Here is a 15,260-nt window from a genome sequence, read left to right on the forward strand (position 1 = left end):
TCCATGGCCGCTATCACGCTCATAGACGACGACGAGAATATCGTCGCTTCGGTCTCGCTGGCCCTCGAAAGCCACGGCCACACAGTTAAGGCCTATTACGATGGCGCCTCGGGCCTTGAGGCCGTCGAGAGCCAGGCACCGGACCTGGTCATCCTGGACGTCAAGATGCCGCGCATGGACGGCATGGAAGTTCTGCGCCGCCTGCGCCAGACCTCCGAGATCCCGGTCATCATGCTGACCTCGAAGGACGACGAGATCGACGAGATCCTCGGCTTCAATCTCGGCGCCGACGACTACATGCACAAGCCGTTCAGCCAGCGCCTGCTGCTGGAACGCGTGAAGGCCGTGCTGCGCCGGGCCCGTCCCGAGGATGAGGAACCGTCGATCGCCGCCGGCCTGGCGGGCTCCAAGATGATGAAGCGCGGCAAGCTGACCCTGGACCCCGCACGCCACGACAGCCTGTGGGAAGGCAAGCCCGTCCGCCTGACCGTCACCGAGTTCCTGCTGTTGCAGTCCCTGGCCCAGCGCCCCGGCTTCGTGAAGAGCCGCGACAACCTGATGGACGCCGCCTACGACGATCAGGTCTATGTCGACGACCGCACGATCGACAGCCACATCAAGCGGATGCGCAAGAAGTTCCGCCAGGTCGATCCCGAGTTCGACTCCATCGAGACCCTGTACGGCGTTGGCTATCGTTATCGCGAAGCCTGACGCCGGCGCGCCACGGCGTCGCTGGGCCTGGCCGCGCGGCTCGCGTCTGGGCCGGCTGATCATTGGTCTGAATGTGCTGGCGCTGGCGATCCTGGTGATCGGGGCGCTGGTGCTTAATGAACTGCGCAGTGGTCTGGTCAACGCCCGGGTCGAAAGCCTGACCACCCAGGGCGAGCTGATCGCCCGGGTCATTGACCAGGCTGCCACGGTCGGCGAACCCGAGCCCGCGCTCAATGCCTACTACGCCAGCGACATCTTCCAGGCGCTATTCATCCCGCGCTCGCAGCGGGCGCGGCTGTTTGACGCCCAGGGCAATGTACTGGCCGACAGCTTCGTGGTGGCTGACCGCGTCGAGTGGAAGGTACTGCCCCCGGCCCGCAAGCCAGGCGAGCTGGACCAGGGCCCCGGCGAGGATCCTGCCGCCAGGGCCAAGTCGGAACGCGCCGGCAAGGCCCTGGATGACGAGGTCGCCCAGGCCCTGCGCGGGACCATGGTTGCCGGAACCCGAATGTCGGAAAACGGCGAGCGGGTGGTCTCGGTCTCGATTCCGATTCAGCATGTGCGGGCGGTGCTCGGCGTTCTCACCCTGGAGGCGGGCGACGTCGATTCGATCATCGCCGCCCAGCGCCGCGCCCTGCTGCCGTTCATCCTGGTGGCGATCAGCGCCACCCTGATCTCGTCGATCCTGCTGCACCGGCTGATCGCCGAGCCGGTGATGCGCCTGGCCCGCGCCGCCGACCGGGTGCGTCTGGAGGGCGCGCGCGCCATCTCCCTGCCCGACATCGCCAAGCGCCAGGACGAGATCGGCGACCTGTCCCGCGCGCTCGAGGAGATGACCCATTCGCTGTCCGAGCGCATGGACGGCATCGAGCGCTTCGCCGCCGACGTGGCCCACGAGATCAAGAACCCCCTGACCTCGATCCGCTCGGCCATCGAGACCCTGGATCTGGTCTCCGACCCCGTCGCCCGGGCCCGGCTGCTGGCCATTCTGCAGAACGACGTCAATCGCCTGGACCGGCTGGTCACCGACATCTCCAACGCCTCGCGCCTGGACGCAGAGCTGTCGCGCGAGGCGCCCAAGGCGCTGGATCTGGCCAAACTGCTGGCCGAGGTCGCCAGTCTGTACGAGGCCCAGCTGCGCCCCGGCGACGCGCCCGGCAGCGTGCGGGTCAGCGTCTCGACCGGCGATCCGCTCGCGCCGGCCAGGCTGATGGCGCGCGAGACCCCCATCGGCCAGGTGTTCCGCAACCTGATCGACAATGCCCGCTCGTTCAGCCCCGCCGACGGCGAGGTCCGCGTCGTCCTGACCCGGGCGCGCGGCCGGCTGGTCACCACGATCGACGACGACGGGCCCGGCATACCGGCCGAGAACCTCGAGACCATTTTCGAGCGCTTCTACACCTCACGGCCCAAGGGCAAGGCGTTCGGCGGCAATTCGGGCCTTGGCCTGTCCATCGCCCGCCAGATCGTCGAGGCCCACGGCGGCGAGCTGAAGGCCGAGAACCGGGTCGACGCCGACGGCGCCCTGCTGGGGGCGCGCTTCACCGTCGACCTGCCGGAATCGCGCGAGTGATCCGCCACGCCGGCCTGATCGCCCTGCGCCGCGACGGACTCTGGCGCGGCGCCCTGATCGAGGGTCCCTCAGGCGTCGGCAAGAGCGATCTGGCCCTGCGCGCCGTCGAATCAGGCTTCGCCCTGGTGGCTGACGACCGCACGGTCGTCTTCGCCTCGGGCGGCCAGCTTTATGGCAAGGCCCCTGATTCTCTGTCCGGCCTGATCGAGATTCGGGGTCTGGGCGTCGTCCCCACCCCCGTCATCGGCTTCGCCCGGATCGCTCTGCTCGTGCGGTGCGTTGACGCGTCCAGCGGCGTCGAACGCCTGCCGCAGCCCCGTTTCGAGACCCTCTGCGGCGTGAGCGTTCCCGTTTTCGACCTGTGGCCTCTGGAACCCGCTGCGCCCGCGAAAATCAGACGCATGCTGGAGCATCTTGGAGTCGCTCTCTAACGAGCGTATCAAGTGCGCCCGCGCGGCTCCTCCCGGCCGCCACGGGTTATGGGGATCCCGGTTGAGACATCTGGCATGATCGGGCTCGTGATCGTTACGCACGGGCGTCTGGCGGAGGAGTTTGTCTCCGCCATGGAACATGTGGTCGGCCCGCAGACCGCGGTGAAAGCGATCTGCATCGGTCCTGAAGACGACATGGAACGTCGGCGTTCCGACATTCTGAAGGCGTGCGCCGTCGTGGACAGCGGCGGCGGCGTGATTGTGCTCACCGACATGTTCGGCGGCACGCCCAGCAATCTGGCCATCTCGGTGATGGAACAGACCCGCGCCGAGGTGATTGCCGGCCTGAACCTGCCGATGCTGATCAAGCTGGCCAGCGTGCGCCAGCGCGAGGACCTGCAGTCCTGCGTCGCCCACGCCCAGGAGGCTGGACGGAAATATATCTCCGTGGCCTCCTACGTGCTCGCGGGAGAAAAATGAGTCGCATGGCGGAGCGGACGGTCGAAATCGTCAACGAACGGGGATTGCACGCCCGGGCCTCGGCCAAGTTCGTGAAGATGGCGGCTGGTTTCGACGCCGAGGTGACGGTCAGCCGCGACGGCGCCTGCGTGGACGCCCGTTCGATCATGGGCCTGATGATGCTGGCCGCCGGCATCGGCTCGACCATCGATATCGCCGCTGAAGGCCCCGAAGCGGACACTGCCCTTGAAGCGCTGTGCGAACTGGTGGCCAACCGGTTCGACGAAGAGCGTTAGGGCTCTATGCGGCCAAGCGGGCGCCGGGCCGCCGCTTGGCGCCTAAGGCAGCGGTCGCGATTTGCGGTTCTCATCAATCGCCACAAAGGTGAACACGCCCTCGGTGACCTTGTGCGCCTGCTCGCTGTCGCGCGGGCGGCGCCAGGCCTCGACCCCGACCTTGAGCGAGGTGCGACCGGTGTGGACGACCTTGGCGAACAGGCTGACCTCGTCGCCGACGAAGACCGGGCTGATAAAGGTCATGCCGTCGATGGCGATGGTCGCGCACCGACCGGCCGCGCGATGGAAGGCGATCGAGGCCGCCGCCAGGTCCATCTGCGACAACAGCCAGCCACCAAAGATGTCGCCTTCGGGATTGGTGTCGGAGGGCATGGCGATGGCGCGCAGAACCGGCGCCTCATGCGGCCACTCGGCCGCCGCCCAGGCCTCGGCCAGGGTCTCGGCGCGGCGCGAGGCGGGAACGAGGTCGGTCATGGGTCAGCGTTTTCGAGCGAAGTGGCTACCGGTTCGCGCAAAGAGAACGCGACAAACGGAAAAACGCTAGTGGCCGCCGGCGCCTTCGTAGACGCCCGGCGCCAATTGCTCGTTCTCGTCGCCAACCGCCGTGGTCGCCACGAAGCGGCGGTCGCAATAGGGGCAGTCGACAAAGCCGGCCGCGCCCATTTCCAGCCAGACGCGCGGATGGCCCAGGGCCCCGCCGACGCCGTCGCAGGCGATGCGGTGCGAGCGGACCATCACGGTTTCCGGCGCGGGCCCCGCGCCGATAGCCGTCACAGTGACGTCCATGGCGGTCGGAGCGGTGGCGGTGACGGTCTTGGCCTTGCGCGCCATGTTCGAAAACCCTTGAAGTCTGGACGCGGCCTTGGCTTGGCGGCGATGCAGGCATACCTATGCGACCTGTCGCGCCGCCGTCAATTCAAGCCGCGCGCCTTCCCTGCCCTATTGTCCCCCGCGGGACCTACCTGGGCCCTATCGTCCCCTTCGGGACCTGTCTGGACGTTGCATGGACCTGCCCGCCTACGCCATCGAAGCCGAAGGCCTGTTCAAGACCTACGCCGCCACCAAGACCTCGCCGGAAAAGCGCGCCCTGAACGGCATCGACCTGAAGGTCCCGCGCGGCTCGATCTTCGGCCTGCTGGGGCCCAACGGGGCCGGCAAGTCGACTTTCATCAACATCCTGGCCGGCCTGACCCGCAAGACCAGCGGCACGGTGCGGATCTGGGATCGCGACATCGACCAGAGGCCGCGCGACGCCCGCGCCGCCATCGGGGTGGTGCCGCAGGAGCTGGCCACCGACGTCTTCTTCACGCCGCGCGAATCGCTGGACGTCCAGGCCGGCATGTACGGCGTGCCCAAGAGCGAGCGCCGCACCGACGAACTGCTCAATGCGCTGGGACTGTCCGACAAGGCCAATGCCTATGTCCGCCAGCTGTCGGGCGGCATGAAGCGGCGCCTCATGGTGGCCAAGGCCATGGTCCACCAGCCGCCGGTGCTGATCCTCGATGAGCCGACCGCCGGCGTCGATGTCGAGCTGCGCCGCCAGCTCTGGAGCTATGTGAAGGGCCTCAACGAGCTGGGCGTCACCATCGTGCTGACCACCCACTATCTGGAAGAAGCCCAGGAGCTGTGCGACCAGATCGCCATCGTCAATCGCGGCGAGGTGGTGGCCTGCGAGCCGACGGCCACGCTTCTCAAGCGCATGGACAGCCGCAATGTGGTGGTCACACCCGAGCAGCCGGTCACGGTCGCGCCGGCCCTGGCCGGTTTCGAGACCAAGATCCGGGCCGGCGGGGCGTTCGCGGTGTCGTATCGCACGGGCCAGTCCAGCGTCGAGCAGGTGCTGGCGGCGGTGCGGGCCAGCGGTATACACATCAAGGACATCGCCACCGAAGACCCGGATCTGGAAGACGTCTTCGTCTCCCTGACCTATGGCGACCCTAACGCGGCCGATCCGACCAAGGACTGACGGTCAGCGCTTGCGTTCGGGAGGCGCTTGGACAAACTCCACGGCGAGAGTCGGGGGTGAGTTGATGAGTTTTCTGGAACGCCAGTTTGGCCTGAAGGCCCAGGGCACCAACCTGCGCACCGAGGCGCTGGCCGGCGTCACCACCTTCCTGACCATGGCCTATATCGTCATCGTCAATCCGGCCATCCTGGGCGAGGCGGGCATGCCCGTCGCCGCTGTGGCCGCCGCCACCTGCCTGGCGGCCGGCATCGGCTGCATTCTGATGGGGCTGATCGCCAACTATCCGATCGCCCTGGCTCCCGGCATGGGGCTGAACGCCTATTTCACCTACACGGTCGTGATCGGCATGGGGGTGCCCTGGCAAACCGCCCTGGGCTGCGTGTTCCTGTCCGGTGTGGCCTTCCTGGTGCTGACCGTGGCTGGCATCCGCCAGCTGATCGTCGGGGCTATTCCCCGGCCGCTGTTCTCGGCCGTGGCGGCGGGGGTGGGCCTGTTCATCGCCTTCATCGGCCTGAAGGAGGCCGGCATCATTGTCAGCAATCCGGCCACCCTGGTCGGACTGGGTGACCTGACCAAGCCGACCGCGATCCTGGCCCTGGCTGGCCTGGCGATCATCGGGGCACTGATGGCCTGGCGGGTGAAGGGCGCGATCCTGATCGGCATCCTGCTGGTGGCGGTTCTGGGCTGGTTCATGGGCCTGTCGAAGATCGCGCCGGGCGGCTATTCCCTCGCCGAGCTGTCGGCCACCGCCTTCCAGCTCGACATTCCCGCCGCCCTGAACCTGGGCGGCGGCGCCAAGGCCGGCATGGCGATGGCCATGGCCGAGATCATCTTCGTGTTCCTGTTCGTCGATCTGTTCGACAATGTCGGCACCCTGGTGGCCGTGACCAAGAAGGCCGGGCTGGTGGCGCCCGATGGTTCGATCCCGCGCCTCAACCGCATCCTGCTGGCCGACTCGGTGGCCACCATCGCCGGTTCGGTGGCCGGCACCAGCACCGTGGTCAGCTATATCGAGAGCGCCTCGGGCGTGCAGGCCGGCGGTCGCACCGGCTTGACGGCGGTCATTGTCGGCCTGCTGTTCCTGCTGACCCTGTTCTTCGCCCCCCTGGTCCAGGCCATCCCGATCGCCGCCACCGCGCCGGCCCTGATCCTGGTGGGAGCCATGATGATCGGCTCGCTGGCCGAAGTGGAGTGGGACGATCCCGGCGTGGCCATCCCGGCCTTCCTGACCCTGATCACCATTCCGCTGACCTTTTCGATCGCCAATGGCCTGGCGTTCGGCATCACCAGCTATGCGGCGCTGAAACTGGCCCGAGGCCAGGCGCGGATCAGCGACTGGCTGCTGTTCGTGCTGGCCGCCCTGTTCATCGCCCGCTTCATTTATATGGGCGGAGAATAGCGGGCGACGCATAACCCCGTTTGCGCCGACCGCGCCTTTCGGCTAAGACGCCGTTCCCGCAAGGCGGACGCACCCGTAGCTCAGCTGGATAGAGCGCTGCCCTCCGAAGGCAGAGGTCACAGGTTCGAATCCTGTCGGGTGCGCCAAACTCCGAAACATCGCCAGAAGGCCGTCCGCTTGCCGCGCTCAGGCGGCAACCGACTTGGCCATTGTTTCGAGGATCGTGGCCGGCTCCTTGCTTTGCACCAGACAGCCATACCAGCCCAGGCCCTTGTAGGTTTCATAGCCAGGGGTCAGGGCATAGCCGACGGTCAGGTCGCCATCCGCATAGCTGCCCATGCCGCCGTCAGAGGTGTTGAGCGGGAAGGTCTCGGTCAGGATGCCGCGACCGTCCGAGGAGGCCAGAACGCGGCCCCTCTGGTCCAGCAGCATGACCCTTGAACGGCTGCGCTCCTCGGTGGTCAGGCGCACGCCGTCGACCACGGCCTGGGCCTGGGGCTTCCAATCGAAGTGAACGCCCAGCACGCCCAGCACCTTGCCATGGCTCAGGCCGCCCTCACGGATGGCCGTGGCGTAGGTGGCGACGGGGGCGTCATTGAGGGCCTTCACCCGCTCGATGTCGCAGGCGATGAAATCGTCGCCGCTGGCGGTCTTTATGGCGTCGCGGAACCAGGACGCGTCGGCCGCCGAGATGTTGCGGGCGCCGGGATAGCGGTCCGGCCGCCCCGTCGCCACGACCTTGCCGCGGGCGTCGCAGATCCACAGGTCGAGATAGACGGTGTAGGCGTCCAGGATCACGCCCAGACGCTGGCTGGCGTGACGGGCGGTCTCGGGAGAGGCGTCGTCGACGCAGGCGACGACGGCGGAATCCGTGGCCCACCAGCGCACATCGCAGGTGCGTTCGTAGAGGTTGCGGTCGACGATCTCGATGGCGTTCAGGGCCAGGTCGGCCAGGCGCTGGCCGCGCATGTGGCCCAGGATCGCGCCGCCGATGGCGGTCAGTTCGTCAAGATCGGCGCGCACCTGGCTTTCCAGGGCGGCGGCGACCGCGTCGATCTCGGTGGAGATCTTCTTGAATTCCTCGGCCACGATGGCGAAGCCCTTGCCGGCCTCGCCCGCCCGGGCGGCGACGATCAGGGCGTTGATCGAGAGCATCTTGGCCGCGCGGTTGACGCGGGTGATCTCGCCGATCTTTTCGCCCGCGACCGCACTCAGACGTTCGGAGAGATCCAGGATCCGTTCCGGACGCAGACTGGCGTCTTGTTTCAACTTGGAGGGTCCTCACGCAATTCTATGCCGAATCGCCCGAGAGTTTCGCAAGTTGACGCCGGCGTCACTCGCGGCATGCGTCAGATCGCCGCAGGAACAACGCTTTCGTTGAATTGGCGAGCTTGCCCCCTGCCTTCGCCGGGACTTTGAGCTTGGGTTGCTCAAAATACCGGCAAATCAGAGACTTGCCCTAGACGTCGACCTCGGCGTCGAGGGCGTTTTCCTGGATGAATTCACGGCGCGGCTCGACCAGGTCGCCCATCAGACGGCTGAACATGTCGTCGGCGTCGTCGGCATGATTGACCTTGACCTGCAGCAGGGTGCGAGCCTCGACGTCGAGGGTGGTCTCCCACAGCTGGTCAGGGTTCATCTCGCCCAGACCCTTGTAGCGCTGGATCGACAGGCCCTTGCGACCGGCGTCCATCACCGCGCCCACCAGATCCATCGGTCCACGGACGGTCGTCGACTTGTCCTTGCGGCGGAACACGGCCCGGCCCGAGAAGATCTCGGCCAGGGCCCCGGCCCGCTCGGCCAGACGGCGGGCGTCGGCGGCGTTCAGCAGGCCATCGTCCAGAACGACGCTCTCGGTCACGCCGCGTCGCACGCGCTTGAAGATATAGGCCGTGTCGCCGCGCTCGCCGGTCCACAGGCCATCGCCTTCCTCGGCATAGAGGTCGAGGCGGGCGGCGGCGGCGGCGATGTCGGGGCTTTCGCTGAGCAGGCCGGCCAGGGCCGTCTGCTCCACGGCGAAGGCGGGGGCGCGGGCGGCCAGGCGATCAATATTGCCCTTGGCCTGACGGCACAGCTGGATCAGGGCCAGCAGGTCCTTGCCGGTGCGACGCTCGCCGGACGGCAGGTCCAGTTCAGCTCCCTCGACGCCCTCGTCGATCAGGAAGGCGTCCATCTCGCTGTCGTCCTTCAGATAGCGCGAGGACTTGCCCTTGCTGGCCTTATAGAGCGGCGGCTGGGCGATATAGATATAGCCGCGATCGATCAGTTCGCGCATCTGCCGATAGAAGAAGGTCAGCAGCAGGGTGCGGATGTGGGCGCCGTCGACGTCGGCGTCGGTCATCAGCACGATCTTGTGGTAGCGCACCTTGTCGGCGTTGAAGTCGTCGCGGCCGATGCCGGCCCCCAGGGCGGTGATCAGGGTGCCGATCTGGTCGGACGACAGCATCTTGTCGAACCGGGCCCGCTCGACATTGAGGATCTTGCCGCGCAGGGGCAGCACCGCCTGGTTGTCGCGGTTGCGGGCCTGCTTGGCGGAACCACCGGCCGAGTCACCCTCGACGATGAAGATTTCGGACTTGGCCGGATCGCGTTCGGCGCAGTCGGCCAGCTTGCCGGGCAGTGACGTGATGTCGAGCGCGCTCTTGCGGCGGGTCAGTTCGCGGGCCTTGCGGGCGGCTTCGCGGGCGGCGGCGGCTTCGGCGATCTTGGAGACGATGGCCTTGGCTTCGGTCGGGTGTTCCTCGAACCAGCTGGCCAGGCCTTCCTGCACCAGGTTCTCGACGGCCGGGCGCACTTCGGACGAGACCAGCTTGTCCTTGGTCTGCGAGCTGAACTTGGGGTCGGGGACCTTGACCGACAGCACGCAGGTCAGGCCTTCGCGGGCGTCTTCGCCCCCGACACTGACCTTTTCCTTTTTCGTGATGCCCGAGCTCTCGGCGTAGTTGGTGATGATCCGGGTCAGGGCGCCGCGGAAGGCCGAAAGGTGCGTGCCGCCATCCCGCTGCGGGATGTTGTTGGTGAAGCACAGCATGTGCTCGTGATAGCTGTCGTTCCACCACAGGGCGAGATCGATCTCGACCTTGTCCTTGCGGCCGCGAATGACGATCGGCGCCTTGAGCAGCGGCGTCTTGGCCTTGTCCAGATGGCGCACGAAGGCTTCGATGCCGCCCTCATAGTGCAGCTTTTCTTCCCACGGCTCGGCGTCGCGCAGGTCGCGGAAATAGATGGTCACGCCCGAGTTCAGGAACGCCAGTTCGCGCAGGCGATGCTCCAGCGTCTTGCGGTCAAATTCGATGAACGCGAAGGTCTCAAGCGACGGGAAGAAGGTCACTTCGGTGCCGGTCAGATAGTCGCCGGCCTTGGGCGTGCCCTCTTCGCGGATCGGCGAGTCGCCGGTCACCTTCAGCGACGACACGGCGTCGCCGCGCTCGAAGCGCATCTGGTGGGCCTTGCCGTTGCGGTGAACCTTCAGCTCCAGCCAGTCGCTGAGCGCATTGACCACCGAGACGCCCACGCCGTGCAGGCCGCCGGACACCTTGTAGCTGTTCTGGTCGAACTTACCGCCGGCGTGCAGCTGGGTCATGATGACCTCGGCCGCCGAGACGCCTTCGCCCTCGTGGATGTCGACCGGGATGCCGCGCCCGTCGTCGGTGACCGTCACCGAGCCGTCGGCGTTGAGGATCACCTCGACCTTGGTGGCGTGACCGGCCAGGGCCTCGTCGATGGCGTTGTCGACCACCTCATAGACCATGTGGTGCAGGCCAGAGCCGTCATCGGTGTCGCCGATATACATGCCGGGGCGCTTGCGCACCGCGTCCAGGCCCTTGAGCACCTTGATCGAGTCGGCGTCATAGTCGCCGCTCATCACTTCAGGGGCCGCCATCTGCGAGCCGTCGGCAGTGGTCAGGCGATCGCCGCTGTTGTCTTCAGCCGGGCCTTCGGTCTCTTGCGTCATACGTCTTCCAAAGCGGTCAGGCCGGCGTCGCACACGCGAACGCCAAGAGCCCGACCTTTGAGGTGGTCGAACAGCAACTCGTCCGTGCCGGTGAGGAAGGCCTGGAGCTTGAGCGCCGTGATTTCGTCGGCCAAAGCGGCTCGCCTCGTGAGGTCGAGATGCGCGGCGACTTCGTCGAGCAATACTATAGGATTCGGCGCGGATTCCGCACGCGAAAGTCGCGCCGCCTGGGCCAAAACCAGGTTCAGAATCAGCGCTTTCTGCTCCCCGGTCGAGCATTCCGCCGCCGGACGGTCCTTCTCGACATGCAGGATGTCCAGATCGCCCCGATGCGGGCCGGTCAGGGCCCGTCCGGCGGCCCCGTCGCGGGGCCGGGCGGCGGCCAGGGCGGTGGCCAGACGCAGCTCGATCTCGGCGAATTCGACGCCTTCGAGCGCCAGTTTTTCCCACTCGCCGGTCAGGGACAGCTTCGCCTGCGGGAAGGGCCGGTCGCCGCGGCCGTCGATCTCGGCCTGCAGGGCGACCAGGGTGCGGGCGCGGGCCTCCGCCATCAGAGCGCCGGCCTCGGCGAGGCGGGCTTCCAGAGCGGTCAGCCACACGGGATCGGCCGGCGCCCCGCTTTCAAAGGCGTCGGTCAGCAGGCGCATGCGTTCGCGCTGGGCCTTATCATAGGCGTTGGCGTGGGCGGCGTGAGACGGCTCGCCGGCGAAGACCAGCCGGTCGAAAAAGCGGCGGCGCTCGGAGGCGGCTTCCAGAAACAGCCGGTCCTGGGCCGGGGTCAGCCAGATGGGACGGATGTGATCGGCCAGCCGGCCGGGCGGCACGGTCTCGCCATCCACCCGCACCAGCCGCCGGGTCTGGCCGCCGGTCTCGACGCCCGTGCCCAGTTGCACCGGCTCCTCCAGTCCCGCCTCGACCTGCGCCGCCACGGCCCAGGCCCGGCCGGTGGCCTCGCCCGGCAGCCGCCGCCCCACCTCGGCCAGGCTGGAGCCGCGCAGGCCCTTGCCGGGCGACAGCAGGCTGATGGCTTCCAGCAGGTTGGTCTTACCGGCGCCGTTGGCCCCGAACAGATAGACGCTGGCGCCGCCCGTCTCGAGGCGGGCGTGCGCGTAGGACCGGAAGTCGGTCAGGGTCAGGGTGTTGATCGCGGCCGACGCCATGGGGGTCTCTTAAGGCAGGTTGGCGGTTGCGTCACTTGCCCCCTACGGGCTGCTACGCAGCCGTCTTCCCCCGGCGGGGGAAGATGAAACGCGCCGACTCATCGTCCCCCTCCGGGGGAGGAGCGCCGCAGGCGCGGAGGGGGCAAGTCTGGCGGACACAGTTTCGCGACCTCGCGCGTTCGCTGCGAGTTAGTGGAAAGGGTCGCGGAGCGTCCGGACCACGTCCGGATGAGAAATAGAAAATACCGTTTCGACGAAGCCGAGCGCTCCGCGTCATCGTTGTCCATCAGCGTCCCGTCAGGTGGCCCTGTTCAGGCCTTACCGGGAGCCGGTCTCTCGCGTTTCCGCGAGGAACCGGCGGTCGAGGCGGGCGAGCCAAGCAAATGACTAATGAACACACCCGTCTGTCCTCATCCACGCCGACGGCGGGCGGGTCCCGCAACGCCGGGATCCCCGGACCGGTCGAGTATCCCCCTCGACCCCAGTCCCGCTCGATCACCCCCCGCCGCCGCAATGGTCGCTGGCCTTGCGCCCTTTCCTCGCGACGAGGTGGGTACAGAATACGGGAGGTTTGAGCGCGTCTGACAGGCGCGCTCGTTTTGTTTGCAGGGCGTTGATTTCACTGCTGTCTCGCAGCGATCGTTTGGGGATTGGGCGCAGTTTATCCCCGCACTTGCCCCCTACGGGCTGCTTCGCAGCCGTCTTCCCCCGGAGGGGGAAGATGAGGTCGGCGCGTTTCATCTTCCCCCTGAAAGGGGGAGGACGACCTGCGCAGCAGGTCAGGAGGGGGCCTGCGGCGGTGGCCGTCCTACCCGAAATACCGCCGCGCGATCTCCAGATTGTCCTTCTGCCAGACGCCGGCCGCGCCCATCAGCACGCGCATCATGTTGGCCTGGAAGATCTGGCGCGCTTCATCACGGTCGACGAGCGCCCGGAGCGGCTCGTCGAAGCGGGCGTCGGGGGCGATCGACCGATGGACGGCGTAGTTCATGGCGATCAGGTCGATGCGGTGCTCGACGCTGCCGAACGCCGCCTCGACGCGCTGCGAGCGGTCGAACCAGGTCGTGCAGCCTGCAAAATCCGTCGCGTCCCAAAGGGTGAGCATGTTGTCGAGCAGCTCGACAAACAGGTCCTCGCGCAGCCCCTGGATCATCTGCTCGGCGGGATCAGACCCGCAGCGGCATCAGCACGTATTTCACGCCCGGATCGGTCGGGTCGACCACCAGGGTGGGGCTGGCCGGGTCGGCGAAGCGGAACTCGGCGATCGGGCCGCCGATCTGGCCGCAGACGTCCAGCAGGTAGCGGGCGTTGAAGCCGATCTCGAAGGGCTCGCCGTCATAATCGACCTCGACCTCTTCGACGGCCTGGCCGGCTTCCATGTTGCGCACCGTCAGGGTGATGCGGCCCGGCTCGATGGCCAGCTTCACCGAGCGACTCTTCTCGGCCGAGATGGTGGCCACCCGGTCGACGGCCTTGGCGAACAGGTCGTTGTCCAGGGTCAGGATCTTGGCGTTGTCGCGCGGGATGACCCGCAGATAGTCGGGGAAGGCGCCGTCGATGACTTTCGAGGTCAGGGCGGCCGCGCCGAATTCGAAGCGCACCTTCTGGGCCGAGACCTGCAGGTCGACATGCTCGCCGGCCGATTCCATCAGGCGGCGAGCCTCCTGGATGGTCTTGCGCGGCACGATGATGCCGGGCAGGCCGGCGGCGCCCTCGGGGGCGTCCATCTCGGCCAGGGCCAGGCGGTGGCCGTCGGTGGCCACGGCCCGCAGCTTGACCACGCCGCCCTCGTTGACGGTGTGGAGATAGAGGCCGTTGAGATAGTAGCGGGTCTCTTCGGTGGAGATCGCGAACCGGGTCTTGTCGATCAGGCGGATCAGCTCGTTGGTGTCGACGGCGATGCGGCCCGACAGGCCGTCGCTGCTCATCACCGGGAAGTCGCCGGCCGGCAGCACCGGCAGGTTGAAGCGCGAGCGGCCGGCCTGGATCACCAGGCGCGGATCATCGCCGCTGAAGCTGAGCGACACGTCCGAGCCGTCCGGCAGCTTGCGGACGATCTCGTACAGGGTCTGGGCGGGCGCGGTGATCTGGCCCGGCACCTCGATCTGGGCCCGGCCCTCGTCGATGATCTCCATGTCCAGGTCGGTAGCCGAAAAGCTCAGCGTGTCGCGATCCGCTGAAAGCAGGATGTTCGACAGGATCGGGATGGTGTTGCGGCGCTCGACGACGCTCTGCACATGACCCAGCGCCTTCAGCAGCGCCGCCCGTTCAATCGTAAGCTTCATAAATCAGGTCCAGGTTCCGGGACCACGCGCGTCGAGAGAATCCCCGCGTTGTCCCGTTAAGAATGGACCGCCGACATTAGCGAAATCGCGCGCTTGGGGAAGAGGGCGGGCCCCCTTGCAGGCACGGAAACCGCGCCTATCTTTTGAGAATAGTTCGCAACTAGGATCGTGCGCCATGCGCCTCGCCCTCAAGACCCTGACCTACGCCTCGATGCACCTGACCGTGGCGGTGGCCGTCGCCTATGCCCTGACCCGCGACTGGCGGATCGCCCTGGCGGTGGGCGTCGTCGAACCGCTGGTCCAGACGGTGTTCTTCAACCTGCACGAACGGGCCTGGTCACGCGCCGACAAGGCTCGCGACCAGGGGGCGCGCGACCAGAAGACGCGTCAGGACTTGATGTCGACCGAACCGCCCGAGCCGTCGGAATCGGTGTTGGCGCCCGCATAGGGATTGGCGCCGCCGCCCGACGAGGGTTCAGCCGAACCCGGCGCCGTCGAGCCCTTGGCCGCCACGGCGACCATGGCCGGGCGGACCAGGCGGCCCATCAGCTCATAGCCGGCCTGCAGGAACTGGATGACGCCGCCGGCCGCGACCTCGGTCGAGGGCTGCTCCATCACCGCCTGATGCAGGTGGGGGTCGAACTTCTCGCCCTTGGCCGGCTCGATCTTCTTCAGGCCATTGCGTTCGAAGGCCGCCAGAAGCTCCTTCTCGGTCATCTCGACGCCGATGATGTAGTTGGTCACGGCCGGATCCTGCGAGTCGCGCGGGCTCATGGCGGTGGCGCGCGCCAGGTTATCGGCGGCGGCCAGCAGGTCGCGGGCGAACTTCTGGATCGCATAGGCGCGGGCGTCGTTCATTTCGCGCTCGGCCCGGCGCTTGGTGTTCTCGGCGTCGGCCAGATAGCGCAGGGCCTGATCCTTCAGGGCCGCCACTTCCAGCTTCAGCGCCTCGATTTCCTGGGCGGCGTCCTCGGCTTCCGGGGCCATGTCCATCTCTTCAACCGGCGCTTGATCGTCGCTCATGG

The 15,260-nt window shown here is 67.2% G+C and carries 16 protein-coding genes, 1 tRNA gene and 2 pseudogenes; 10 read left to right on the forward strand and 9 right to left on the reverse strand.

Annotated elements, in window-relative coordinates; all coding sequences use genetic code 11:
* The first annotated feature begins 3 nt into the window (after positions 1-3).
* The 5 genes from chvI to ACW17Z_RS09325 all read left to right on the forward strand — a co-directional run bounded on the left by chvI (position 4) and on the right by ACW17Z_RS09325 (position 3,470).
* Positions 4-711: a two-component response regulator ChvI gene (gene chvI / locus ACW17Z_RS09305; protein ID WP_419319686.1), complete on the forward strand. Its 708-nt coding sequence runs from the start codon at positions 4-6 to the stop codon at positions 709-711.
* The gene (chvG, locus tag ACW17Z_RS09310) at positions 686-2,284 is read left to right on the forward strand and encodes a two-component sensor histidine kinase ChvG (RefSeq protein WP_492058436.1); all 1,599 of its coding nucleotides are present in this window, start codon (positions 686-688) and stop codon (positions 2,282-2,284) included. Before chvI ends, chvG begins: the two co-directional genes overlap by 26 nt.
* Positions 2,281-2,715, forward strand: coding sequence for an HPr kinase/phosphorylase (locus ACW17Z_RS09315; RefSeq protein ID WP_419319684.1), 435 nt, complete (start codon positions 2,281-2,283; stop codon positions 2,713-2,715). Before chvG ends, ACW17Z_RS09315 begins: the two co-directional genes overlap by 4 nt.
* A gap of 75 nt (positions 2,716-2,790) precedes the next feature.
* Positions 2,791-3,195, forward strand: coding sequence for a PTS sugar transporter subunit IIA (locus ACW17Z_RS09320; protein ID WP_419319683.1), 405 nt, complete (start codon positions 2,791-2,793; stop codon positions 3,193-3,195).
* Positions 3,192-3,470: an HPr family phosphocarrier protein gene (locus tag ACW17Z_RS09325; protein WP_419319682.1), complete on the forward strand. Its 279-nt coding sequence runs from the start codon at positions 3,192-3,194 to the stop codon at positions 3,468-3,470. The genes ACW17Z_RS09320 and ACW17Z_RS09325 overlap by 4 nt, the downstream gene beginning before the upstream one ends.
* Positions 3,471-3,512: 42 nt before the next feature.
* Here ACW17Z_RS09325 and ACW17Z_RS09330 read toward each other — a convergent pair whose 3' ends face one another.
* Both ACW17Z_RS09330 and ACW17Z_RS09335 read right to left on the reverse strand, forming a co-directional pair.
* The gene (locus ACW17Z_RS09330) at positions 3,513-3,944 is read right to left on the reverse strand and encodes an acyl-CoA thioesterase (RefSeq protein ID WP_492058437.1); all 432 of its coding nucleotides are present in this window, start codon (positions 3,942-3,944) and stop codon (positions 3,513-3,515) included.
* A 66-nt stretch (positions 3,945-4,010) separates the two neighbouring features.
* Positions 4,011-4,301: a zinc-finger domain-containing protein gene (locus tag ACW17Z_RS09335; RefSeq protein ID WP_419319680.1), complete on the reverse strand. Its 291-nt coding sequence runs from the start codon at positions 4,299-4,301 to the stop codon at positions 4,011-4,013.
* Between the two features lie 172 nt (positions 4,302-4,473).
* Here ACW17Z_RS09335 and ACW17Z_RS09340 point away from each other — a divergent pair, with 172 nt between their 5' ends.
* From ACW17Z_RS09340 to ACW17Z_RS09350, 3 genes are all read left to right on the forward strand, one after another.
* Positions 4,474-5,436, forward strand: a complete 963-nt coding sequence (locus ACW17Z_RS09340; RefSeq protein ID WP_492058438.1) for an ABC transporter ATP-binding protein — start codon at positions 4,474-4,476, stop codon at positions 5,434-5,436.
* A 64-nt stretch (positions 5,437-5,500) separates the two neighbouring features.
* Positions 5,501-6,835 (forward strand): NCS2 family permease, encoded by a 1,335-nt coding sequence (locus tag ACW17Z_RS09345; protein ID WP_492058439.1) that lies wholly within the window; start codon positions 5,501-5,503, stop codon positions 6,833-6,835.
* A 69-nt stretch (positions 6,836-6,904) separates the two neighbouring features.
* Positions 6,905-6,981: transfer RNA gene (locus ACW17Z_RS09350), tRNA-Arg, on the forward strand.
* 40 nt (positions 6,982-7,021) lie between these two features.
* Here ACW17Z_RS09350 and ACW17Z_RS09355 read toward each other — a convergent pair.
* From ACW17Z_RS09355 to recF, 3 genes are all read right to left on the reverse strand, one after another.
* Positions 7,022-8,104 (reverse strand): methyl-accepting chemotaxis protein, encoded by a 1,083-nt coding sequence (locus tag ACW17Z_RS09355; protein ID WP_492058440.1) that lies wholly within the window; start codon positions 8,102-8,104, stop codon positions 7,022-7,024.
* Between the two features lie 190 nt (positions 8,105-8,294).
* A complete protein-coding gene (gene gyrB, locus ACW17Z_RS09360) occupies positions 8,295-10,790 on the reverse strand; it encodes a DNA topoisomerase (ATP-hydrolyzing) subunit B (protein WP_492058441.1) in 2,496 nt (831 codons plus the stop codon).
* Positions 10,787-11,950 carry a DNA replication/repair protein RecF gene (gene recF / locus ACW17Z_RS09365; RefSeq protein ID WP_492058442.1) on the reverse strand — a complete coding sequence of 388 codons (1,164 nt, stop codon included), beginning with the start codon at positions 11,948-11,950 and terminating at the stop codon, positions 10,787-10,789. Before recF ends, gyrB begins: the two co-directional genes overlap by 4 nt.
* A gap of 241 nt (positions 11,951-12,191) precedes the next feature.
* Here recF and ACW17Z_RS09370 point away from each other — a divergent pair.
* Positions 12,192-12,337 (forward strand): annotated as a pseudogene (locus ACW17Z_RS09370) (hypothetical protein); the annotation flags it as partial.
* Here ACW17Z_RS09370 and ACW17Z_RS09375 read toward each other — a convergent pair.
* From ACW17Z_RS09375 to dnaN, 3 genes and pseudogenes are all read right to left on the reverse strand, one after another.
* Positions 12,338-12,509: pseudogene (locus ACW17Z_RS09375) on the reverse strand (hypothetical protein).
* 249 nt (positions 12,510-12,758) lie between these two features.
* On the reverse strand, positions 12,759-13,103 hold the full coding sequence (locus tag ACW17Z_RS09380; RefSeq protein ID WP_492058443.1) for a hypothetical protein: 345 nt from the start codon (positions 13,101-13,103) through the stop codon (positions 12,759-12,761).
* A 13-nt stretch (positions 13,104-13,116) separates the two neighbouring features.
* Complete coding sequence (gene dnaN / locus ACW17Z_RS09385) at positions 13,117-14,235, reverse strand: DNA polymerase III subunit beta (protein ID WP_419253101.1); 1,119 nt, start codon at positions 14,233-14,235, stop codon at positions 13,117-13,119.
* Positions 14,236-14,410: 175 nt separating this feature from the next.
* On the opposite strand from dnaN, the gene ACW17Z_RS09390 reads away from it, so the two are divergent.
* Positions 14,411-14,683 (forward strand): DUF2061 domain-containing protein, encoded by a 273-nt coding sequence (locus tag ACW17Z_RS09390; protein ID WP_492058444.1) that lies wholly within the window; start codon positions 14,411-14,413, stop codon positions 14,681-14,683.
* On the opposite strand, the gene grpE is transcribed toward ACW17Z_RS09390, so the two are convergent.
* Positions 14,623-15,258, reverse strand: coding sequence for a nucleotide exchange factor GrpE (gene grpE, locus ACW17Z_RS09395; RefSeq protein WP_492058445.1), 636 nt, complete (start codon positions 15,256-15,258; stop codon positions 14,623-14,625). The genes ACW17Z_RS09390 and grpE overlap by 61 nt on opposite strands.
* Positions 15,259-15,260 lie beyond the last annotated feature (2 nt).

It is taken from the genome of Caulobacter sp. GSs2 (assembly GCF_058680895.1).